This is a genomic window from Pseudoalteromonas sp. MMG033, assembly GCF_057197785.1.
Window position 1 is genome coordinate 3,305,796 of record NZ_CM170070.1, and the last position, 23,891, is coordinate 3,329,686.

The following is a 23,891-nucleotide window of genomic DNA, read 5'->3' on the forward strand; positions in this document are numbered from 1 at the left end:
AGTAAATACACACAGCATGGTCCATAGCACGTCTAATGATGTTGTTAATCAACAAATAATTGATTTTCGAGCGTTCTGCCATTGACCAGTTGTTTGTAAGTCCAACTGTTTTCATGGATCAGGGTGAGTAAAGATAAATCAAACGGCTCATCTTGCTTGGCATATTCAATGACAAGCTCATCAGATTGGGTTTGTTTGATTTTTTTTACACCGTTCAATTTTGCTATTTTGTCTTTCATGGGTCCATCTAGGTTGAGCATTTGCAAAGTAATAAAGCTGCCTTGCTCACTTTGGTAAAGATCGCTTTGATGGCTTGAGAGTTGACCTTGCTCCAGATAAAGCACGGTATCACAGAGTCGCTCGAGTTCACTGAGGTCGTGTGAGCTCAAAATGAACGTCATATCACCTTGTAAAGAGGCAATCAGGGTACGAATTGCTTTGGCGTTTTTCGGATCTAGTCCGGCGGTTGCCTCGTCAAGCAATACAATTTGCGGGCTGCCCAGTAATGCCTGTGCAATACACACGCGCTTTCGCATGCCATGAGATAGCTCGCCCGTTTTTGAGCTGGCAACATGGACTAAGTCGACTAACTCTAACACGCGCTGTGTGTCTGTCTCTGCCGCTTTGCGCGACATACCTTGTAACTGAGCAAAGAAGCTTAGTTGCTTTGCGACTGAAAATTTGGGGTCAAGCTGCGCATCTTGAGGCAGCGCGGAGATTTTGCCAAACAAATTAGCATCGCCGGGGTTGTGACCAAGTACATTAATTGACCCGTTAGATGGTTTTAAGTATCCGCATATGATGCTGAACAATGTTGTTTTACCCGCCCCATTTGGGCCAACTAACGCGACTGTACTGCCTTTTTTTATCGTAAAAGCAACATTATTCAGTGCTTGTTTTGTACCAAACGTTTTGCTCAAAGAGCTTACTTCAATTACTGCGCTCATAGATCTCTCCCTTTTAATAAAACATGTCCAATACCAAGCAATACCAGTGTTTGGCATGCTGGGAGCAGATAAGCAGATGCGGGGGTATTTCGCCAACCGGTCAGCTCTGTAACTTGATGTCCCGGGATAAAATAATTTAACCAATCAAGCATAGGGTATTGCACACCGAGATAGCTGATCACTGACGCCACGATGGTAAAAAATAAAATGGAAAAAACAATACTCATTCTTGCTGAGTTAGTGATCAGATTCAGTAAGCTCATCAGCGCGATAAAAGGTAAGCAGGTGAGCAGCAGCTTGCCCCAAATTGCGATAGATTTGGGCAAAGCGGATGCTAGTAAGCTGGCATCCCGATAAAGCATCATGGCAAGCGTTGCAACGGTGACTAGGGCGATAAGTGACGCCAAGATCATCACTTGTCCTGCAAATCGACCAAGTAATATTTCAAGTCGTGTGCTGCGCATGGTTAAAAACCTTAAAGTACCTCTATTTCTATCTTCGACGGTTTGATCTGCTGTGACAAATACTGTGAACATAGGGAAGGTAAATAGACCGATCAGCCAAAACATCGCAAGCTCTGCTTCAGACCAAGATATCAAAGCTGACAATCCGACAGTGCCAGCGACTTGCCCGACAATGTCTGAAAACTCATAGCTGCTGATGAAAGGGACTGCATTGTAGATGGGGTAGCGCAATACCATAAGCCAGACAAGAAAAAATGCGGCAATGGCGAGCCAGCCTCGTTTGGTGGCAAATAAACGTGTAAGTTCAAATTGGCCAAATAGCCAAGTGCGTTGAAAATTCATAAGGTCTCCTCATTCAGATCAATACATTAGCTCGAATTAAGAAGAGGAGGAAGCAAAAAAGTGTTGCAGAATATGGCGCTTGAAACAAATAGCGCAGCAAGGCGCTGCGCTATTGAATTTTAGTTAATTATTACCAGCCACACTGACGGCCTTTGTTTTGCTCGTCAAGGTAAGCTTGTAATGGTGCGAAGTAGTCTAAAATTGCAGTCGCATCCATTTGCTGATTACCTGTTACTGTTTCTAGGGCTTCTTGCCAAGGGCGGCTGCTACCCATTTCAAGCATGGTATTCAAGCGCTCACCAGCTTCTTTAGAGTTGTATACAGAGCAGCGATGGATTGCTTCTTTGCTACCAGCAATTTCACACAGAGACTTGTGGAATTCAAACTGCAAGATATGTGCTAAGAAATAGCGAGTGTATGGCACATTGCCAGGTACGTGATATTTTGCACCTGGGTCAAAGTCGTTCTCGGTACGTGTTACCGGCGCTTTAACACCTTGGTATTTTTCACGTAATTCCCACCAAGCTTGGTTGTATTGCTCTGGGCTGATTTCACCAGAGTATACTTTCCAGCGCCACTGGTCGACGAGCAGACCAAATGGAATGAACGCGACTTTATCCATCGCCATTTTCATCAATAGGCCAATGTCTTTCGATTCATCAGGTACTTGTTCAAGTAGACCGATTTCTTTCAGGTAACCTGGCGTCACTGATAGCGCGATGGTGTCACCAATGGCTTCGTGGAAACCATCATTAGCACTTTCTTGATAGTAAAGAGGCAGCTTGTTATATGCGCGCTGATAGAAGTTATGGCCTAACTCATGGTGAATAACAGAGAACTCTTCACCGGTTTGCTGAATACACATTTTGATGCGCAGGTCATCTTTATTATCCAAATTCCAAGCTGATGCGTGACATTGAACATCACGATCTTGCGGCTTTAAGAATAGTGAACGTGTCCAAAAAGTCTCTGGCAATGGTTCAAAGCCCATAGAAGTAAAGAACTTTTCAGCACCTTTGGTCATTTTAATCGCATCGTAGTCGTTTTCTACAAGTAGTTTGGTCAAGTCATAACCTGGATCGGCGTTTTCTGGCGCAACTAAGTCATAAACGTTACCCCAAGTCTGCGCCCACATATTACCTAACAGGTGCGCAGGAATAGGCTGATCTTGCGGTACTTTGTCTTCACCGTATTTTTCGCCAAGTTTTGCGCGCACGTGGCAATGTAGAGAGTTATAAAGCGGCTTAACTTGACCCCAAATACGGTCGAGTTCCTTTGCAAAATCATCTGCTGGCATGTCGTATTTGCTTCGCCACATTGCACCAGTGTCAGCATAACCTAACTCATTAGCACCTTCGTTTGCTAATGACACAAGGTCTTTGTAAAGCGGACGCATTGGTTTTGATACTTCGCGCCAGCCTTGCCAGATATCTAGCAACTCTTCGTAATTTCGGCTGGTGGCCATTTTAGCTGTCATATCACCTAGGCTCATGCAAGTACCGTTATTACAGTACTTACCTTTACCGTAGATGCCATCAAGTTCGGCTGATAACTTTGCAAGCTCTGCTGTTTTTTGCGGATCTTTTGGCGCAGGAAGTGTTAAGTTAAGCTTTAATTTATCAAGCTTTCGACGGTTGTCGTAATTTAACTCTAGGTCATCAAATTTAGCCGCTTCGTTGGCAAGCGCAACCAGTGCAGCTGTGTATTCCCTGCCAACTTCTGCTGATAGCGCGGCAGTATCTTCAGTAATAAAATTAGCGTAGATCCATGCTGCTCTGCCACTTCTTACAGATAAATCTTGAAGTTGCTTTTCAGCTTCTGCAAGAAATACCTCAGCGTCTTTTTCTGTTAGCTTTTCAGTCGTTGTTGTTGAATTACAGCCACTCAGTGAGAGTGCCCCAGCGACAAAGATTGCGCTTAGGCTGAGTTTAAATTTTGCTGACATTGTGTTTTCACTTTTTGTTATAGAGAGGGGTGATGATAGCAGCGTCTGCTAATGTGCTCAATTATCTGCAGTCACACTTGACGTTAAAATATTTAGCGAAGTAGTTAAATTTATTCCTAGATCAACAAAGCGAGTGAATTATTGAGTTAGTGTGTTTTTCATCCATACTTATCTTGATACTTAGTTGGGGAACAACGCTCATGTGGCTAATTTTATTATTAATTATTGCAGTTTGGGTTATATTTTCGGTCAAAGATATACGCCTAAAATGGATTTCAAAACCGACATTTAATTACTTTAAACGCGCTTTGCCTGAACTCTCAGACACTGAGAGAGAAGCAATGAAAGCGGGAGACACGTGGTGGGACGCCAGTTTATTTAGTGGTAAGCCAGATTGGGGGATGTGGCTCAAATCTGGCAAGCCTCGCTTATCAGACGAAGAACAAGCTTTTGTAAATAACGAGTTAGCTGAATTAATGACCATGCTTGATGAGACTGAGATAACGGCACGAGGTGATTTGTCTAAGGAAATTTGGCAATTTCTGCGTGAAAAAGGCTTTTTCTCAATGATTATTCCTAAAAGCTTTGGCGGTAAGGAGTTTAGTGCACAAGCTAATTCTGTCATTGTATCTACGATCGCAACGCGTAGTTTGTCTGCTGCAGTGACCGTGATGGTGCCAAATAGCTTAGGTCCTGCGGAATTACTACTGCACTTTGGCACACAGGGACAGCAGGCGCAATGGTTACCAAAATTGGCCAGTGGTGAAGTATTACCTTGCTTTGCATTGACGTCGTTGCATGCTGGTTCTGACGCTGGAGGGATCACAGATCATGCCACCGTGTGTCGCCAAGTGTATGAAGGTGAAAAAGTATTGGGTTTAAAAGTGACTTGGTCGAAGCGATATATCACGCTTGCCCCTGTGGCTGATGTGCTGGGCTTGGCGTTTAAAGTATACGACCCAGATAAACTGCTAGGCGATGAAGTTGAGCGTGGTATTACCTGTGCGCTTATCCCAACTTCACATGATGGGGTTAAACAAGGAGAACGCCATGATCCAATGGGCTTAGCGTTTATGAATGGCACAACTTCTGGGAAGCAGGTTTTTATCCCACTTGATTGGGTCATTGGTGGGGAGAGTGGTGTAGGGAAAGGGTGGCGAATGCTCGTTTCTTGCCTAAGTGCTGGACGGGGAATTTCACTACCTGCTTTGAGCGCAGGCACTGCGCAGTTATGTGCAAAATCGACTTCTGCTTACAGCCAGCTACGTTATCAGTTTAAGCAGCCGATAGGTCATTTTGAAGGTGTTCAAAGTACAGCAGCTCGAATTTATGGGTTAACTTATAGTATTGAAGCTGCAAGAGAGAATACGGCGCTTGCGGTGGATTTGAAGAAAAAGCCATCGGTGATAACAGCTATTGCTAAATATCATTTAACAGAACAAGCTAGGGTGGTCATCAATGATGCGATGGATATTCATGGTGGTAAAGCAATACAAAAAGGCCCATTAAATTACTTAGCCAATCACTATGCAGGCATGCCAATTAGCATCACTGTAGAAGGTGCCAATATACTCACACGAAATTTGATGATTTTTGGTCAAGGGGCAAGTCGCTGCCATCCTTTTATTTTACAAGAAATGGAAGCTGCGCAAATGAAAGATCCAGAGCAGGGGCTGAAGGTTTTCGATAAATTACTTGTCGAGCACATTGCGCATTCAGGTAAAAATGCAGTGAAAGCTCTGTTAAACGGTCTAACTGTGGGGCGCTTTGTACGTAGCCCTGTAAGTGGTGATGTGGCGCGTTACTATCAAAAACTCACTTGGTATAGCCAAGTATTGTCATCGCTAAGTGACATTGCCATGTTGAGGCTCGGTGGAAAGCTCAAATATCGCGAAATGCAGTCAGCTCGGTTAGGGGACATGCTAAGTCATTTGTATTTGGCATCTTGTGTATTGAAAAAGTTTGAAGATGATGGGCATCAGTGTGGTGATTTGCCGCTACTTCACGTTGCGATGTCTCATCATTTATCAAGCTATAGCAGTGCGATGAAAAGCTTTATTGATAACTTTTTACCTAGGGGACTTCGAAGCATCGCTAAGCGCATATTTTTCCCTTTTGGCACTCGCTCTCGAGAGATGTCTGATGAACAGGTTAAAGCGTTATGTGCAAGCGTGTATGAAAACCACACTACGCGGATGCGGATCAGCGCATTATGCCCCAGTACAAACATGCTTGGATTGGAAAAGCTGGAGTCAGCACTGAGTTTGTCAAAAAAAGTGACTTCAGCGTATCACGACTTTTTAAGGTGGCAAAAAAAGCAGACTGCAAAACTGTATGATAAATCTATGCCTGAGCAATTGGTTGCAGCGTGTGAAGCTGGAATTATTTCTGAAGGGGACAAGCAATTGCTAGAGGAGTGGTTACAGGTATGTGATGAAGCGCTCAGTGTTGATGTCTCGAGCGCCTCTTAATTATCTTATCGTGCGTAAGGGTCTGGGTTAATTTTATCTACATACCAGCTTCCCTTGCGTTTAACCATTTGCACACTGCGCATGTCGTCTACTTGATCACCGTGCAATTGTCCCGTAAAAATAAGGTTTACTTTGGCATTTTTACCATATTGCTCTCGCAAACTCTTATTTGTCATATCTAGCTCAATTGTGACATGGTCGAATTGCATGTTGACTAGGTTTCTAGTGAATTGTGAGGGCGTGCCGTACGAGCGCATGATCCTCGCAAGTCGAGGTGTGGCAAGGTCTAGAGCCGTTTTCATATCCTTTTTATTGTAAAGTGCGTCAAAATACATGGTTGCGGTATAACCGGGTGTATCTTTGTCACCTCGACCAGCCTCTTCATTGTCACAGGCTGTTATCAAAAACGAAAGAGCAAAGATAAGTAAAGCAGATAATTTCATAATACGAGAGAATAACGAAACACTGACTCTAGTGTGTCTTTATTCTTGGCATTTGTAAAGGTGACTAGTGAAATTCGATTGGTTTATAATTTCGACTTAGTATAAAGGGATGGACTTTTATAGTTTTTTGTCATTAAGCATGACCCTGCACTCACCTCAGAGCTGACTGAGGTGAGTGAGACAGTTTAGTTATTGATGGGGCAGCTTATGGAGTATGAGCTTTTAGGCTTGTAACAAATTTGGCCGTCTTTTTCGAGTAGAGTTGATACAAATTTACCCGCACTTTCATAGGTTTTTTTCTCATCTTGATAGCATTGCATCTTCCCGTCTCGGACTAGGCAAGTTTGCTCATTTAGGTTTAAAATCTGATGTACTTGGCCAGGCTGTTCGAGCAAGTTCTCAATCTTTGTGGCACGCGTTCCCCAGCATTGCCAGCTTGCATCTTGTCTTTGCCCACAGACGGTTTCTAATCCGACTGTATTGAGTCTAACTATATTTTCTAAATTAGGCACGTCCAGTACAGGATTTTCGGTTTCACCATCACATTGAACTTTGCCATCATAGCCTAGTAAGCAGACATAGTTTCCTCTAGCGACTACTTGTTTTAACTGCTCTGGCTGGTTTTCAAAAAGCAATTGGTCATTTTCACTGACACATTTTTGCAAAACACGATCTTTCACCTCGCAATTGTACTTCTCTCCTTCGATTGTTATGTTGTCTACGAAGCGGATTTGAAGCTCGCTAGAGGTGGCTTTATTGTTGTCATCTTGGCTTACTAATCTCAGTTTGACGGTATCAGCTTTTGGACGAAAAGGCTCATTAATGTTTGCTTCGTTTGCCAGCGTTTGTGGGTTTTCAAATGTAAACCTTGCCGTGTCAGAAGACCAGTTTGGGGCATACTCGCTTTTGCCGTCAGTATGGATCAATTGCCCGAAGACAGAAATGCGGTCACCGGTGATAAATACTTCATCTATGCCAGAATAGGCTCGCAATAAAGAGTCGTATGCCCATGCCGTGATATTAAATTCTTTTTCAGCTAATCCTGCCTTAGCAATGACCTTGAAAAATCGTCGACCAGCTAAAGGTACTTCATTGTCTAGTAATGTAATTGCGAGATTATTATCATGATTTTCAGATTCAAGCTTGTCATAAGTATATGTGCCAAATGCCGCAACTACTCGTACACTGTCTAACTTAACACTGCTGGCTAATGTGTAATTGGCTGTGACTTCTTTTTGTGGGTAGATCTCAAATTCTTGATATTTGTCTTTGAGTTGGATCTCTCCTCTCGTAGCTGATGTACTGAGATACACTAGAGGGATCTTAGCGGTTTTGGTAACGCCAGTGTTATATTTAACTTCGTAATGCACATGATGAATCTTTTTAAGGTCGTCAGGTTCTGGCAATTCTATTGTAAGCTGATTGGGCGCTTCTACTAGCAAGCTTTTATCAAAGCCACCGTCAATATCCCAAGTTACAGACTCTACCTCAGAGGTATCTTCTAGGTTACTTTTAATAATTACGGTTTGACCAGCAGCGGCAAGGGCGTGAGAGCTAGAGAGTGAAAGCTTATTATCAGCAGGTATAGGTGATACTTTAACTTTTGTGGTTGCTGTTTTTGTAATGTTACCTTTCATCGTGACTTCTAGTGACACGTCAAAGTCAGTTTCTTGCTCAACATTCGGTGCGTAAAATTGATAAACACGTTTTGTAGATGAAGGCTTTGTAGGTTGTGGGTCAGGGGCCCAGCTCCACGCATAACCAATAATATCATCAGAATTTGCAATTGTCGGCACGATGCTCAAATGTGCTGTTGAAGAAACTGCATACCCTTTTGCAAGAGAAACATTTAAGACAGGCCCATCAGCTGGAGAAATTTTTATTTTTGCCGTTTGTTTGTGTGCACCATTATTTGTTTCGATAATGATGGTCACGAAGAACTCTATGACTTCGGTGACTGCGGGAAGTTGAAGGTTAAGCGAGGAGTCGCCATGTGTATCTGCTAAGCCTTCAGTCACATCTTGATAGTCAGGATCAAAGCCTTCAATGTCCCAAGTTACCGACTTAATCGTGGATGTTGTTTCGAAGGGCACATTGATGCTGACATTACTACCGCCTTCAAACTTATATTCATCAGCCATTTGGATGTGTGCCCCGATACTTTCAGGGTAAAGGGTGATGTTAAAGTTTTTACTTACCGGTTGATTGACTCCGTCTGATACTTCACAGGTTATTACTATGCTTTTTTTCTCAGTCACAGCAGGAAAGGAAACGATTGTCTCAGAGAGTGAGTTTTGCTTAAACGTAACATCGGCTAGAGAGCTTTTCCAGTTGACTGTTAAGTCATCACTCTCTGCATCAACAAACTGGGTCGATAGCGTTATGGTTTCTTTGGACAACGCAATGGTTTCACCCGTGATAAAAGCGGTAGGTGCGCTATTCTCACTGACAGGTTGATTTTGACTTTGGTCTGCTCGAGGGGTCAGTGTACTATTTGAACTATCATTGTCACTTCCGCCTCCGCAGGCTGTGAGTAATGTGATTAGTGGAGCTATGAGTAGTTTTCGCATTTTTAATCCTTAATATATGCTGTTTTTGTAGTGGTTTATTTTTAACCACATGAAAGATAGTTGGATTTAATTGAATGAAAACTGAACATCAAGGTTGGCGATTGTATAGTATTTGTAATTAAGTGTATGAGCCCAGCTTTATGCTGGGCTCTTTCAGGAGGTGAAGTATTTCTGTTAGTTGACGTTAGAGGGAACTTGAGGCTGTTCGGTTTTTTGTCGGCGTAGTACCTTTCTTGAGAGTTGTTTAATATCCTCTAACATAACGTATTGACATGGGATTAGCAGTAATGTGATGACAGTGGCAAATAGAACGCCAAATGCCAACGATACAGCCATCGGGATGACAATCTGTGCTTGTAAACTGGTTTCCATAATAATGGGCACAAGACCAATAAATGTTGTTAGAGAAGTCAAAAGGATTGCCCTGAAGCGGCGACAACCAGCCTCAACAACAGCTTCTTTTATACTCATACCTTGCTCTCGGGCTTTATTGACAAAATCGACCATTACCAGCGAGTCATTCACAACAACGCCAGCCACAGCAATAATACCAAACATAGACAAACCGCTCATCGTCATACCCAACACTAGGTGACCAAATACAGCTCCAACCACGCCAAATGGGATAACCGACATTATCAATAATGGCTGAGAATAAGAGCGCAGAGGGATTGCCAGTAGTGCGAATATGATCATCATAGAGATGGCGAAGTCTCTAAACTGCTCTGCAACGCTGTCCATTTCCTCTTGAATACGACCAGCAATACTGCTTGAAACCCCAGGGTAGCTCTCTAATAAACTAGGTAGGTATTCTTCACTGATCTGTTCTGCAATCTTAAAGGGTTCGGCTTTGTCAGTATCTATGGATGCCCACACACTGACAGTACGCTTGGAGTTTTCACGACGTATACGGCTTACACCTTCTACTTGCTTGATGTCAGCCACTTCAATCAAGGGGATCTCTGCGCCAGCAGGTGAGATAATACGCACGTCTTGAATATCGCTGATGGCATCTCGCTGCGCTTCAGGGTAACGGATCATGACTTTAATTTCTTCACCATTTCTTAATATCCGCTGAGCTTCAATACCGTAATAACTAAAGTTTACTTGCGAAGCAATGTCAGCAAGCGTAAGTCCCATGCTGTAGGCAAGTGGTTTTAGCTCCAATTGGATTTCATCAGTAGCAGATTGCATAGAGTCGTTAACATCACCAACGCCTTCAATGGTTCTGAGCTTATCTTTTAATCTTTCAGCCACCTCTTTTAGGGTGTCTTTGTCTTTGCCTTCAAGTCGGAAGCTGATATCGCCATCATCTCGACCGCCGTCAGAAATACTGTCTTGAATATTTAAAGTTTTTACACCAGGTAGCGGTGGCATATTTTCGCGCCACATGGCACTGAGTTCAAATGTATCAATTGGGCGTAAATGAGGCTCAACCAGCACAGCGCGGATAGTCGCGTTGGTTCTGCCATTCATATTGATAGCGAAGTTTTTAACCATAACTTGATCGTAGTCTTGCTCAATTTGCTGCTCTACTTTATTAAGCATAGTTTCGAGTTTTTTGATGGTTTCGAGTGTTGCCGATTCTGAAGAAGACAAGTTCATTTCAACCTGAATGCTCGGAAAATCATGAGGGATTTTAGGGTTGGCAACAAACTTAATAAATCCGCCAGCGAATAATCCCGCGCTGACAATAAGAATACAAATAAAGCCAACGATCACCGTATAGCGATAATGAATGCACTTTTCAATAGAAGGTCTATAGGTGTTTTCGATGAAGTTTTTTAGACCGTTGTCTAGCGCTTCACGCAGGCGGTGGAATGGGTTGTTAGGGTTGCTTGGCTTGTCTTTCATTGCCGCTAGGTGCGCGGGCAAGATAAGCTTTGATTCAATCAAAGAGAAAATTAAGCAAAGAATGATAACACCGCCAATGGCTTTGGAAAATGCCGCTTCTGGGCCGGTAGATAATGTTTGTGGGAAAAACGCGGCGATGGTGGTGAGTACACCAAATGTCGCAGGGACTGCAACTCGTTTTACACCACGGACAACGTTATCTAAACTGTGACCGTGTTTCTCTATTTCAGCATGTGCTGATTCGCCGACGACAATGGCATCGTCTACCACAATACCGAGTACCAGTATAAAGGCAAATAGAGAGGCTAGATTAATGGTGATGTCGATAGAGCCAGCAGGCATGAGTAAAAATGCGCCCAAAAACGATACTGGTAAACCCATCATGACCCAAAACGCTAACCTAATTCTTAAAAACAGCGCCAACATCAGCATGACGAGTACGCCACCGATGACCATGTTTTCAATCATCATATTGAGGCGGCCTTCAAGGTAGTAAGTGAAATCTAAAAATGGTTCTAGTTTCACGCCCTGTGGTAATTGACCCTCTTTCTCATTTAGGTAATTTTTGATGATCCCTGCAACATTGGTGATATCTTGATCTTTTGACGCACGAACTTCATAGATCAGTGAATTTCTACCGTTATAGAGTGAGTACATCAGACCTTCTTCAAAGCCATCTGAGATAGTGGCAACATCACCTAACCGAATTTGAGCACCATCTTCTAATGTGATCAAAGGAAGCTGTTCAAAATCATGACCGCGATAAGCTTGGTTTTCAACTCGCATTGAAATGTAGCCATTATCAGAGCGGATTTGACCTGCGGACATATTAGCAGAGTAGTTACGTACTGCATCCGCGATATTTCTAAATGTTAGACCATACTCACGTAGTTTATCCGGACTAACTTCTATGCCAATTTCATAATTCAGGCCACCATTGAACGTAACTAAATTTACGCCCGGTAAAGCAAGCATTTCGTCATGCAAATTGTTACCAAGGTGCTTGAGATCTTCGAAGCTCATGTCCCCGTTTAATGTCAGGAGCATGACTTCCTGTTCATTCTTTTCATTGCGAATGACAGGGCGCTCCATGTCAGCGGGGAAGGTTGAAATAGAGTCAACCTGCATTTTGACTTCATCGAGTACATCTTTGGGGTCGTACTGATGTTCGACTTCAATCCAAGTTTGTGAGTAGCCCCTGTTGGAGTAGGTGATCAATCGTTTTATACCTTCAAGGCCTTCCATTGATTCTTCTACTTTTATCGTGATCCCTTCTTCGACTTCTTGAGGTGCAGCACCGGGGTAGATGGCTTGGATGCTCAACCAGTAGTTAGTATTTTGTGGGAACAATTGTTTTTGCATTGTGAATGCTGTGAGCAGACCGCCGACGAGAATGAAAATCATCAGCAGGTTTGCCGCAACTGGATTGCGTGCAAACCACGCAATAATGCCTTTTTCTTGGCTTTCCATACGCTATTACTCCTCTTTTAATGCAAGGGCATTAGAAGGTGTTGCAGCTTGGCCATCGTCTAAGCTCAACTGCATGCCTTCGGTTGGGAATTCTAAAGAGGTGGTAATTAATTTCTGTCCTGATTCAAGACCTTGGTTAGCAACTACCAAACCATCGTATTCTCTGACGACATTTAAAGTTTTAAATGAAAGAGTACGATCTTTGTTTAAGATAGCGACTTTACCATCACGTACAAGATGGTGTGGGATCTCTACTGCGTTGTTTAATAACTTGCCTTTGATTTGTGCGTTCAAATAGGCGCCAAAGCGCAGCGGTGCTTGATTGTTATCATAAGGGCGTTCAACTTGTGCAACGAGATAGGTCATACGACTGCGGTTATCAATAACGCCCTCGCTACGGACTATCTTACCTTGCCAAGCAACATCTTGGCCGGCGACTTTGGCCATCAAGGTGACACTGGCGTCAATTCCGTTGTTTTTCAGGTGTTGTAGATCGCTATCTGCGACGGGTAGACGAACCTCTGCCACAGAAATCGCATTTAATACACCAACGGAGCTTCCAAGGTTAACTACGCTGCCTAAACTGAGCGCTCGACTTTCAATGATCGCATCATAAGGTGCCTTTACATATGTACGCTCTAAGTTTCTTTTCGCACGCTTTACACTTGCTTGTGCCGCTTTAAATCTGGCCAGTTTCTCTGCAAGTTGTGGTTTTCTTAAATACAGCTCAGAAGGGATAGTAGAACTTGCATTGCTTTTAATGCGCTCCCATTCTGTCTTCGCAACATGTGCTTGTGCTTGTTCAATCTCAAGTGCGGAACTCGCTTGAGCAAGCGTGGCTTGCGCGTCAATCAATGCAGCTTCATAATCATTGGGGTCAATGCGTGCTAACACCTCGCCTTTTTTAACAAACCCGCCTTTAACAAACTGCTCTGAGAGGTCAATAATTTGGCCGCTTACTTGCGCGACCAATTTTGTACTGTACTTAGGTTTTACTATGCCGTAAGAACTTACAGACATTTCCAGAGGCGCAACCTGTACAGGCGCTACCTCAACCAATGGGTGTATGATTTTTTTTTCTTTTTCAGCGGGTGGCGTTTTCATCGACGCAAATGCGATTGCACTTGCGATACCGCCAAGTAAGACGACACCCGGTAATATAATTTGTTTTTTACTAGCCACGATGTTAATTCCTTCCTGAATTGACAATTTGGATACGCTTGTATTAATCAAGTTCGTATCAATTACCATCAATAATACGCCAATAGATATTTCAAGGTGTTTTGATATCAGCTCAATATGTAACAAAGCATTGCGTACCCTGTTACATTTTTACAATTGCAAAAAGCGGTGTATATTTTGTGTAAATGACATACAGATGGCAGTACAACGGGTATAATGGCACTTTTGAATTGAAAAGGTGCTGATTATGGACTGTAGATTAGGCTGTGGTGCATGCTGTATAGCACCAAGTATTAGCTCTTTGGGAAAGGCTGCTAATATTCGTTGTGAGTACTTAAACGACAATAATTTATGTTCTATCTTTGGTGAGCCAGAGCGCCCCCAAGTATGCAGTGATTTTAAAGCCGATAGGGAAACTTGCGGTAGTACTAATGAAGAAGCAATGAAGAACTTAATTTATTTAGAAGCGGTGACGTAAATGCCCGTTAACTGTTATTTCATTTACACTAACTTGGTAGCGCAAAGGTGGCTACCAAGTTAAGGCTGTTAGTTACTTCCTACCTTCAATGACATAGATTGAGTGGTGACGATTATTTTGCCAGTAATCGAGCGCTGCTTGGTCAACTAAATCAGCGATGCGCTTACTAAAATCACTGTGATTGCCACTGAAACTGCGCATATCAATCGCGCCCTCATATACAGCGGTCATAGCGCCTGCAGCATAATAAGCTGCGGCTTCAATGCTATCACCACCAATACCAGAGCCAGCTGATCTTATCAGGTCGCACGGACCATGGCATCGGTCGTTACCACCACCACCGGAGCCTTCAGGGTATTGGTCGCCACGGTTGTAAAGCGTATCGCCGCCATCACCACCATATAATCCAACATCGTGATTATATTGCGAGAAACTTGCGACAAAGTCTGCGCTACCACCACCAAAGAGCTCGCAGTCACCATCCTCACATAACACGATATCGTTACCGCTTCCGCCCCACAATTTTGCGCGCTTTTTCCACTTGTTACCACCAGAGTCCACTAAGATATCGTCGCCACTGTTACCATGTAAGCGGTCTTTATCACCGGCATTACCAAAAACGAGGTCATCGCCATTACCACCTTCAAGGTGATCGGAATGACCATTACCAAAAATCACGTCGTGACCATCTTGTCCATATATTTTGTCTTGCGCGGTTGCCGAGCTGCCTAAAGGAAGCGTAAATACAACACCGCGTTTATCTGTTTCAATACGTGAGTCGCCCATGAGCCAATCATTGCCCGCACCGCCGCGTATGGTATCTTTATTACTGCCTCCAAATACCCAATCATGGCCGCTGCCAGTAGTTATATTATCTTTACCTTCAAGGCCGTATACCGTCATGTTGTAAGTAACTGCTGAGGCATTCAAGGTATCGTTACCACTACTCAATTTGGCAAAAATAAGGTCAATATTTGAGGTATTAGGTGTTGAGCAGGCTGTTGAGTTGCCAAGCTTTGCATTAACAAAAACCAATTCACCATACTGCTCAAAGGTGTAGCTCACACTGTTGATCTTTGACTGAATTCCCCAAACACCATTGACATAGTAATCGGTGAATAAGGCGCCGCCGCCAGTACAGCTTTGTGTTTTACTTATGATGGTCGAGAAATTAGCACAGCTCGATAATTCATGATTTTCAGGGCGCTGAGGGATAGAGCCTGCCGTACCTACTTCAGCACAATCTATACCATTGCCTGCATCTACGATATCTGTATCGCCAAAGGTGAATAACTGGTCATTACCAGCACCTGAGTAGACATAATCGACTTTGTTGCCCGTCCTAATGACATCATCGCCATTGCCGCCATAGATAAGCTGGTGGGTATGCAGGCTTTGACCATTGTATGTATTTCCATGATTACTCAAATTGACCTGCACACCATTGTAATTACTGATATCGAACATTTCACAGGTGTTGCCATATGTCATTTTAACGAAGCTATCACCACCTAAAGCATGCAAAGTATGCTGATTATTAGTAAGTGTGAATGACAGGTAGGTCATCATACCGTTATGTATGGTATTGGTTGTTACATTAATACTGTTGTCCAGGCCTGTGCAGGCGTAACTGGACGCATGAAAACCTAAAGATAACGTCACGAAGGTCGTTATTTTGGTTAACTTTGATAAATTTTTGCGCATGAAGTTGATCCTTACATTCTAAATTTTATCATTACTGAGTGAAGCTTTAAGATGATATTTTGCATCGGTTTTTACGGACATTAAGCTAGCAATAAAGTGTGCAAGCAACATGGAATTGTTGTATGTAAAGTGAGCTTACTTGTGTATTTGGTGTTAATTTTTTGATTTGCTTGTTCGTGGGTGATTTTTATGCATTTTTAGAGGCTGCAATACATGGAGGTTAAATTAATTATTCGAGAATGAGTTATACATGATGGTTGTTTTTATTTTGTTATTGTCACTAAATCTTTTCTAATCATTCTGCAGATTTCAATATCTTGCTATTTGCTCTTTTATTATTGTTGCAAAAACTGCCTTTTCAATTTGGGTTATCAAGCGTTTATTTGGTTTTTTGCCGTATAATAAAGTTATATAAAGTTAGTGAGTACAAATTAACTTTATATTTTTAAAAAACGTATTTATCTGATTTATCGTATCTTATCTTGCGAATTATGAATGTGATGGGCGTAATTATACAGCCGTGTTCACAATTCATTAGGTAAGAAATTGTACTTGGTATTTTAGTATATTATTCATTTTTTCAAGAAGACTAAAATTGAGCATAAGCACTTCACCACTGTTCCAAATACAAATAATTTTCCCTTTTAAATTAATAAAATGTAATTTAATTGTTGTAATTTGATGTATTGGGTGTTTATTTTTGGTTCCTTGTATGTAAATATTAATATGCATCCATTGAGGAGTAAGTGGGTGTATGACTGATGTTTGCTGTAGTTTTGTCGCACTTACTTAGAGAGATGTTTCGATATAAAAACACTTACAAGCATAATAAGGATAATTTATGAACAAATGGAAACTCACCCCCATAGCAATGGGTTTGCTAGCGGGATCGGCTGTTTCAGTGCAAGCAGCAGAGTTTTATAGTAATTCAGCAGGTACTCAAGCGATTGAAGATAGCTACATCGTAGTGTACAAAGTACCTCAAGGCATTGCGTCGGCAGACAATGAAGTAAAAGCGCAATTCACGACACAATTAACAAATACACTTGCTACTGAAATTGGCATTGAAGTTACGCGTCAATATTCTAGTAGTATTTCAGGTGTTGCTGTAAATGCTGATGCAAAGCAGCTACTTAAGTTATTATCTCACCCTGATGTAGATTTTGTAGAGCAAAACGCGATAGTGACAGTGGCGCCTATCAAATCTAAATCTGGTTTTTCAGCACTTCAGAATAACCCTGTTTGGGGCTTAGACCGTATTGACCAAAGAGACCTTCCTCTAAACAATAAGTTTGAAGCACCAAACAAAGGCACTGGTGTAACTGCTTACGTAATCGATACAGGTATTCAGAACAGCCATAACGAGTTTGGTGGTCGTTCAGTTAATGGTTACGATTTTGTAGATAACGATGGTAATTCAGCAGACTGTAACGGTCATGGAACACACGTTGCTGGTACAATCGGTGGTGCTACTTATGGTGTTGCTAAGAATGTAAAACTTGTGGGTGTACGAGTACTTAACTGTAGCGGTTCTGGTACTTATGCAGGTGTTATCGCTGGTATCGATTGGGTTGCTAACAATGCAAATGGTCCATCTGTTGCAAATATGAGTCTTGGCGGTGGTAAATCACAAGCGGTAAATAACGCTGTGACAAGCGCTGTAAACAAAGGCATTTCATTTGTTGTTGCCGCTGGTAACGAAAACTCTGATGCATGTACTCGCTCTCCAGCAAGCACACCAGCCGCTGTTACAGTTGCTTCATCAACCTCTTCAGATGCACGTTCTGGTTTCTCAAACTGGGGTAAATGTATCGATGTATTTGGTCCTGGTTCATCAATCAAATCTGCTTGGATTGGCTCAGACTCTGCGACAAGAACCATTAGTGGTACGTCAATGGCCGCTCCTCACGTAGCTGGTGTTGCTGCACTTTTCCTTGAAAAAAATCCAACTAGTTCACCTACTCAAGTAACTGCTGCGCTTTCTAGCGGTGCGTCTGAGAACAAAATCAGTGACGTAAAAGGCTCACCTAATAAGCTTGTTTATGTAGAAGCAGGCGGTGATGACGGTGGTTTTGAAAAAGTCATCAGTGGCGGTAAAAACGAGACTAAAGCATTCACTTATGAAGTGCCTGCAGGTGCTACTAGCTTAAAAGTGACATTAAGTGGCGGTTCTGGTGATGCGGATTTATATATCAAACATGGTGCAGAGCCTTGGGCGTTTGATAGTGATTGCGCATCTGAGAATCCAGACACATCAAATGAGTCTTGTGTAATCAATAACCCTAAAGCTGGTACATGGTACATCTCAGCTTATGGTTATGCAGCGTTCAACAATGTAACTCTAAAAGCAAACCATCAATAATTCTTTAACCATAAACTTAAACATAAAGGAATAAATAAATGAAAGTCTTTACATTTCTACTAAGCCTATTTGCAAGTTTCTTGGCTTTTCAAGCAAGCGCACAAATGGATTTAGCTACTTACTCTAACCGCGCAGAAGTAGACGCTGGTATTGCTGGCCGTTGTGTTTACCAACCGATTGGTACAAGCGCTTGTCATATGCGTATCGACTGGGCTGTTCAAAATGGTAAAATCACTCAGCGCGCTGGTGATTGGGGTAAAGCAAATGGCTTCTACCCTGTAATTGATTTTTTCAGCCATAATATCGCAGCAGTTTGTAAGTGTGGTTGTTTTGAGCAAGATACACTAATCCGTGTACTTAAAGATGGCAAAATCCAAGACATTCGCGCGAAAGACTTAGGTACTGAAGACAGCCTAGTTGCGCTTAATGATGATGCAACACTAAGCAACATGTCTACTGAAGTATTTGAAATGAAAGCACGTACTAAAGGTCCTGAAACTCCGGCTCTTTACGTATTCACTTTCGAAGATGGTAACGAGCTTAAAGTAACTCAGCACCACGGTATGCTAATTGGTGACGGTACTATGGTTGCTGCAAAAGACGTTAAAGTTGGCCACTCTATGTACAACGCTGAAGGTGTTGAGCTTAAAGTTGCTTCAATCGAGCGTGAGTACACTAAGTTTGACGTTTACAACTTCGAAACTCAAGGCGACGTAACAACTAACCACATCATCGTAGCTAACGGTATGTTTGTTGGTGACTTAACTTGGCAGAACCAGTTCGCTGCTGATTTAGGTAAGGTTATTGTTCGTCAGTAATCCTCTGTACGCAAAGGGAAGCTTAGCTTCCCTTTGTTCTTTTAGTGTTATATTTGTTTGAGGAGTTTAAGGATGAATATTGGTAAGTCAGCGCTCGCTGGTGCGGTGGTGCTTGGTATTGCACTTGGAGGTGCATATTGGCTAAATGATGATTCACAACCGACAGTAAAAAATACGGAAACACAGCCAAAACAAGTTGAGATCTCACAAGTGAGTGAGTTAAAGCAACTGAGCAACAAAATTGCTGATGATATAGATCAGCTACACCCATTGCCTAAACAAGGTGAAGTCAGTACGAAAGAGCGCATGTTAGTGTCTTTCAATCGTATGCAAGCCTCAGTAGGTAAATTTAACTCATCAGGGTTTGTAAAAGCGGAAATACAAGCATTATTGAATGACCCAGCGGTTATCGAGCTAGCAAAAAATACGCTGGTTGATTTAGAGGGCGCAATGGCTGAATTTGGTGAAGATCAAGCTATGGCGAGAGTGTACTCGATAAAAATATTGGATGAATTAGCAAAGCAAGGGGAGCCTTACCCTTTGTATGAAACGACAGCACAGCTTGCAGAAAAATTAAATGAACAGGCAAATCAAGATGTGGCGTTTTCGAAAAGACAAGACTTGGACTTAGAAGAGCTTGTATTTGCCTCACTTAACTCATTTGAGGAGTCGCAAATATTAGAGAACCCGCAAATCGTGATGGACGAATTGGGTTACTCTGATGCGCAACATGATAAAATTCGCAAAATATACGGAAACTTATTTGGTTCAGTATTTGTAAGACATGCGAGTATTGATGAATCAATTGCACGTGTTCAAGAACTATTTAACAAGCAAGGAACAAACAATGGATAAACTATCAATCGCACTGAGCATGGTCGCAAGTGCTGTGGCGATGTCAGCTCAGGCACATCCTCTAAAAGCTGCTAGCGATCAGTATGTTGCAGATACCGTCGCTTGGATCCAAAGTGAAAGCATTCAGTGTGCAGGCGAAGCGCCTCATGCAATGTGTGAAACCAGCATTGTTAAGTTTAGTGACGGTGCATTTGACCAAAATCGTACAGATCCAAGACAAACAATTTTAGTACTAGACTCAGCGATGGACTTGCACACAGTATTAAGGTATCGCAGTCGTATCAAAGCGCATTTAGAGTTTGACCCGCAAACAAATACGTTTGTTGAGGGCGATCCTGAGGTGGCGATTTCTAAACTTGGTCAAAAGTTACTGACAGAATTGGATACCTTTAAAGATCCAGAGACCCAAGTGCCAGCATTTTTACCGTCAGCATGGCTGAGAAATTTAGCGGTTGCATATGGCAGCGCAGCGCCGGGTGATACGCGAGATCATACTACGCAAGAGCCACACTTTAGCCATGGTTCTAAAGTGCTTGGATACTTAACTCAGCATAACCCTAATGCTGAATTTGTGGTTATTGATACCGCAACATTCTTACCTTACCTTCAGCATCAAGAAGCTGTGTGTAACAAAGACAGTCAGACCTTTAAGTCTTATATGCAAACGGCTGCGGACTCTTTAACACAAGATGTTATTGAGCAATACGGAGTTGAATATATTAATTTCTCTGGGGGTTATAACAGGTATCACGTAAAGCAAGCATGGCAGCGTAATGAGTGTTCAGGTAACCTGTCAAACTATGCTGCAAGTAACATGCTCTTGGCGATGAAGCCGTATTATGATGCAATGTTTGAAGCACCAGGAGTACTTGGTTTTCAAGCGGCGGTTATCAATGCAGATAACAAAGATGATGCGTTAGATGTGATTGATTACCCTAATCGTATTCGAGTTCAGCCATATACATCAGAGAATGTAGATACGGATGTTTCGCCGACAGGTGAAAGCGGATGGCAAAAAGTATTTAAAGACTTTAGCAACGAGTTTTCAGGACATGATCATATAGACATGTATGTAAACTTTGGTTACGGCCGCACTAATTTCTTTAATCAAAATAGTACGCCGAAAATGACATCTGATGTATTTGGTATGCAATATGCGGCGGATTGGGCATTGTTGTCATCTTCGTGGTCAACACCTGTAGCGGTATCTTACGCAATAAACGAACAAGCGAAACTATACGATGAAACCTTTCAAGTCGGTTTTGCGCCAGCGCTTTTAAAAGATCAGATCTTACCAAAGACGTGTAATGATGCAGACGGTTATTGGTATGTGTATGGTATTAGCGCATTTATGTGGAAAGGCGATTACATGTGTCGGATTCAAGACCCTCTTAAATACCGAGCAGATCAACTAAATACCCTAGGTTACTTGGCCCTCTAAATCTAGTTATTTTATGGCTGTGTGGTGTTTTACTCCCGCACAGCTAGTTATTGGAATTGACACTACCTACTCTCTAAAAATTCATTTGTTCAAAGTATGAGCACATTCATCTGCATCGATATTACCTTATAAAATCTCGTAAATTACAGCTATTAAAAGTCACATTAGATTTTAAGGATGATGATAAATGGAAAAACAAAGACATTATTTTAATAGGGTATTGATGGCAATATGTTTGGTAGGCCTCGTAGGTTGCGGTTCGTCTGAGTCAGTCTCGCAGTTACCCAAAGAGCCCGTTTCTGAGCTACCTGAGGAGCCTGTTCAACCAAACCCGCCCACGAATAAATTACCAGAACCTCAACAAAACCTAAAAGCACTTAAAGCTGCAGCTGAGGAATATTCAAAAGATACAATTGCTTGGATGGAGCAAGCAGGTATCGATTGTACGCTTGAACCAGTACAGTCGAGACATGAGTTGTGTGAGCAGGTCCGTATTAATTTCACTGATGGTCAATTTGACAGCGAAAGAGTCGATGAAGACCAAACAATACTCGTTTTGGATCGTGAAATTGCCTTACAAGTTGCACTGCGTTACCGAAGCAGAATGAAAGCGGCTTATGCTTATGATGCAGAGTCTAACAAGTTTGTTGCTGACAACCCAAATTTATTGCTCTCTGGAGTAGGTGTAAAAATATTATCTGAGCTTGATCAATTTACGTTTACAGATGCTGAAAGCGGGGAGTCTTTACCTGGGTTTGCATCGTCATTTTGGTTAGGTGAATTAGGTAATCAATATGCGCAACGCGTACCTCAAGATGAATTTAACTCAGAGACAAACTCCCACCAAAACGCCCATGGTAATAGGGTGATTGGCTATATGGCAGAGTACGCGCCAAGGGCTGGGTTTGTCATTATTGACGTAAGAAAGTTCAGGCCATTTGAAACGAATCATGAGCTGGTATGCCAAAAAGACAGTAATGCACTATTGGCAAAGTTTCAGGCTGCTGCGGATTCTCTAAAACAAGATGTTCTTCAAAAGCACGGTGTTAGATTTGTTAACTATTCGGGCTCACATACGGCCGATATGGTCTCAGGTGTTTTCAATAAACATTGTGATGGGTTGTTGACGATTGAAGAAGCAAGTTCAATGCTACTATCTTTGCAGCCATTTTATGAAGTTATGTTTAATTTAGAGGATATATTAGGCTTGCAGTCCGCTTTGCATGAGGCTGATCCGCTGTCTCATGCATTGGACGTTATTGAGTTTGATAACCGATTGCGTATAGCTTCTTTCACAACGGGTGTGCAGGATAGTCAGTTAGACAAGACCGGAGAACAGTTTTGGCGAGAAACTGCATCAGAATATGTTGATGAGTTCAATATGCATGAAACGGTTGATATGTTTATTAATACCGGTGCAGAAATATTCCCAAAATTAGGTACTAATAGTACGCCAAAAATGCACTTTGATGCATTTGGTTTGCGTTATGCACCCGACTATGAAAAACACACATCTTGGATAGCACCAGCGGCGACAGTATATGCGCTTTATTTACAGAGTTTACAGCTGCAGGCAGATGAAAATTGGGCATTTTCACCAGCACAGCTAAAGTCTATCATGGTGCCTAAAACGTGTTTTTCAAATGAAGATGATACTGACTTTATAAAAGGGTTTGTGAGGCAGGGAGGCGATTGTCGATTGCAAGACCCAGTCAAGTTCAAATCGTCAGAACTACAACGGACTGGTTATTTAAATATTGAATAATGACGATTAAAACAGGTATGAACTCTAGTTGTATTCATACCTTAGTTTCATTTTCTATGTTTATACTGAGTCGGACAATAGCCACGGCTGACTTCAGGAGAGCGCAGTTTTTGATGCTTGGTTTTTCTACCTGAAACTCGCGCTCTCCAAAGTTTGAAGCTACTGGCTTTGAGCTCGTCACGCATCAATCTAATTACCGCTTTTTCATCAAGGCCATACAAACGATGTATTGCCTCAAAAGGGGTTCTGTCTTCCCAAGCCATTTCTATAATTCTGGATGTATCTACGTGGTCCATTTTGCTGCCAAAAATTGAGTTTTTAAACTGTACGTATTGGCTAGCAAACCGATCAGTTTTATATTTGAAAGCCCTTAATTTATCGAACTAAGCGCGAGCCTTGAGAGGACTAGCTTCGAACGAAACCCCGCTCCAGCCATACTTAATAAAGTTTCTGATATTGCCATGGTCATCGCTATCTGGGTTTTGCAGGACGTCATGACGGTAGTATTGTCCAAAGCAATGTAGGGTGGCTTGTTCCGATAATTTGTGCTGTTTTGCAAAAGCGAGAATTTTGCATGACCCTAAATTTTTACCAGCTTCATTATTCAGCTCGCCATTTTTAAATTCACAAGGTGTGAATTCATATAAGTTATCTATGAGCTGGATAGTGTGTTCAAATTCAACTGATTCGCCTTGATGTGTCAAGCGTTCAATAAAATTTTCAAGCGTTTCATTTTGTGTGTCTGACATGTTAATTCCTATTAATCAAAAGCTTTATTAT

General features: G+C 42.2%; 17 protein-coding genes. 7 read left to right on the top strand and 10 right to left on the bottom strand.

Annotated features, from left to right (window positions below; all coding sequences use genetic code 11):
- Nucleotides 1–44 precede the first annotated feature (44 nt).
- The 3 genes from AC2CZC_RS14415 to AC2CZC_RS14425 form a co-directional block, all read right to left on the bottom strand.
- On the bottom strand, nucleotides 45–947 hold the full coding sequence (locus AC2CZC_RS14415) for an ABC transporter ATP-binding protein (RefSeq protein ID WP_484582309.1): 903 nt from the start codon (nucleotides 945–947) through the stop codon (nucleotides 45–47).
- On the bottom strand, nucleotides 944–1,753 hold the full coding sequence (locus tag AC2CZC_RS14420; protein ID WP_484582310.1) for an ABC transporter permease: 810 nt from the start codon (nucleotides 1,751–1,753) through the stop codon (nucleotides 944–946). Before AC2CZC_RS14420 ends, AC2CZC_RS14415 begins: the two co-directional genes overlap by 4 nt.
- A 130-nt stretch (nucleotides 1,754–1,883) precedes the next feature.
- On the bottom strand, nucleotides 1,884–3,698 hold the full coding sequence (locus AC2CZC_RS14425; protein ID WP_484582311.1) for a M2 family metallopeptidase: 1,815 nt from the start codon (nucleotides 3,696–3,698) through the stop codon (nucleotides 1,884–1,886).
- A gap of 200 nt (nucleotides 3,699–3,898) precedes the next feature.
- Between AC2CZC_RS14425 and AC2CZC_RS14430 the strand changes: the two genes are divergently transcribed.
- A complete protein-coding gene (locus AC2CZC_RS14430) occupies nucleotides 3,899–6,169 on the top strand; it encodes an acyl-CoA dehydrogenase (RefSeq protein WP_484582312.1) in 2,271 nt (756 codons plus the stop codon).
- 5 nt (nucleotides 6,170–6,174) lie between these two features.
- On the opposite strand, the gene AC2CZC_RS14435 is transcribed toward AC2CZC_RS14430, so the two are convergent.
- The 4 genes from AC2CZC_RS14435 to AC2CZC_RS14450 all read right to left on the bottom strand — a co-directional run bounded on the left by AC2CZC_RS14435 (nucleotide 6,175) and on the right by AC2CZC_RS14450 (nucleotide 13,688).
- Entirely contained in the window at nucleotides 6,175–6,612 is a 438-nt protein-coding gene (locus AC2CZC_RS14435) for a hypothetical protein (protein WP_081216491.1), read from the bottom strand.
- Between the two features lie 185 nt (nucleotides 6,613–6,797).
- On the bottom strand, nucleotides 6,798–9,182 hold the full coding sequence (locus AC2CZC_RS14440; RefSeq protein WP_211036876.1) for a hypothetical protein: 2,385 nt from the start codon (nucleotides 9,180–9,182) through the stop codon (nucleotides 6,798–6,800).
- A gap of 174 nt (nucleotides 9,183–9,356) precedes the next feature.
- Nucleotides 9,357–12,506, bottom strand: a complete 3,150-nt coding sequence (locus AC2CZC_RS14445) for an efflux RND transporter permease subunit (RefSeq protein ID WP_063362338.1) — start codon at nucleotides 12,504–12,506, stop codon at nucleotides 9,357–9,359.
- A gap of 6 nt (nucleotides 12,507–12,512) precedes the next feature.
- Nucleotides 12,513–13,688 carry an efflux RND transporter periplasmic adaptor subunit gene (locus AC2CZC_RS14450; RefSeq protein ID WP_063362461.1) on the bottom strand — a complete coding sequence of 392 codons (1,176 nt, stop codon included), beginning with the start codon at nucleotides 13,686–13,688 and terminating at the stop codon, nucleotides 12,513–12,515.
- Nucleotides 13,689–13,935: 247 nt separating this feature from the next.
- On the opposite strand from AC2CZC_RS14450, the gene AC2CZC_RS14455 reads away from it, so the two are divergent.
- A complete protein-coding gene (locus tag AC2CZC_RS14455; RefSeq protein WP_484582313.1) occupies nucleotides 13,936–14,166 on the top strand; it encodes a YkgJ family cysteine cluster protein in 231 nt (76 codons plus the stop codon).
- Between the two features lie 72 nt (nucleotides 14,167–14,238).
- Here AC2CZC_RS14455 and AC2CZC_RS14460 read toward each other — a convergent pair whose 3' ends face one another.
- Nucleotides 14,239–15,870 carry a calcium-binding protein gene (locus AC2CZC_RS14460; protein ID WP_484582314.1) on the bottom strand — a complete coding sequence of 544 codons (1,632 nt, stop codon included), beginning with the start codon at nucleotides 15,868–15,870 and terminating at the stop codon, nucleotides 14,239–14,241.
- 841 nt (nucleotides 15,871–16,711) lie between these two features.
- Between AC2CZC_RS14460 and AC2CZC_RS14465 the strand changes: the two genes are divergently transcribed.
- The 5 genes from AC2CZC_RS14465 (at nucleotide 16,712) to AC2CZC_RS14485 (ending at nucleotide 23,111) form a co-directional block, all read left to right on the top strand.
- Entirely contained in the window at nucleotides 16,712–18,232 is a 1,521-nt protein-coding gene (locus AC2CZC_RS14465; protein ID WP_484582315.1) for a S8 family peptidase, read from the top strand.
- Nucleotides 18,233–18,270: 38 nt separating this feature from the next.
- On the top strand, nucleotides 18,271–19,050 hold the full coding sequence (locus AC2CZC_RS14470; RefSeq protein ID WP_484582316.1) for a Hint domain-containing protein: 780 nt from the start codon (nucleotides 18,271–18,273) through the stop codon (nucleotides 19,048–19,050).
- Nucleotides 19,051–19,122: 72 nt separating this feature from the next.
- The gene (locus AC2CZC_RS14475) at nucleotides 19,123–19,905 is read left to right on the top strand and encodes a hypothetical protein (RefSeq protein ID WP_484582317.1); all 783 of its coding nucleotides are present in this window, start codon (nucleotides 19,123–19,125) and stop codon (nucleotides 19,903–19,905) included.
- Nucleotides 19,898–21,346 (top strand): hypothetical protein, encoded by a 1,449-nt coding sequence (locus AC2CZC_RS14480; protein WP_484582318.1) that lies wholly within the window; start codon nucleotides 19,898–19,900, stop codon nucleotides 21,344–21,346. The genes AC2CZC_RS14475 and AC2CZC_RS14480 overlap by 8 nt, the downstream gene beginning before the upstream one ends.
- Before the next feature lie 187 nt (nucleotides 21,347–21,533).
- A complete protein-coding gene (locus AC2CZC_RS14485; RefSeq protein ID WP_484582319.1) occupies nucleotides 21,534–23,111 on the top strand; it encodes a hypothetical protein in 1,578 nt (525 codons plus the stop codon).
- A 47-nt stretch (nucleotides 23,112–23,158) separates the two neighbouring features.
- On the opposite strand, the gene AC2CZC_RS14490 is transcribed toward AC2CZC_RS14485, so the two are convergent.
- Together AC2CZC_RS14490 and AC2CZC_RS14495 are read right to left on the bottom strand one after the other, a co-directional pair.
- Nucleotides 23,159–23,407, bottom strand: a complete 249-nt coding sequence (locus AC2CZC_RS14490; protein ID WP_484582320.1) for a TIGR03643 family protein — start codon at nucleotides 23,405–23,407, stop codon at nucleotides 23,159–23,161.
- Nucleotides 23,408–23,494: 87 nt separating this feature from the next.
- Nucleotides 23,495–23,860: a HopJ type III effector protein gene (locus AC2CZC_RS14495; protein WP_484582321.1), complete on the bottom strand. Its 366-nt coding sequence runs from the start codon at nucleotides 23,858–23,860 to the stop codon at nucleotides 23,495–23,497.
- Nucleotides 23,861–23,891 lie beyond the last annotated feature (31 nt).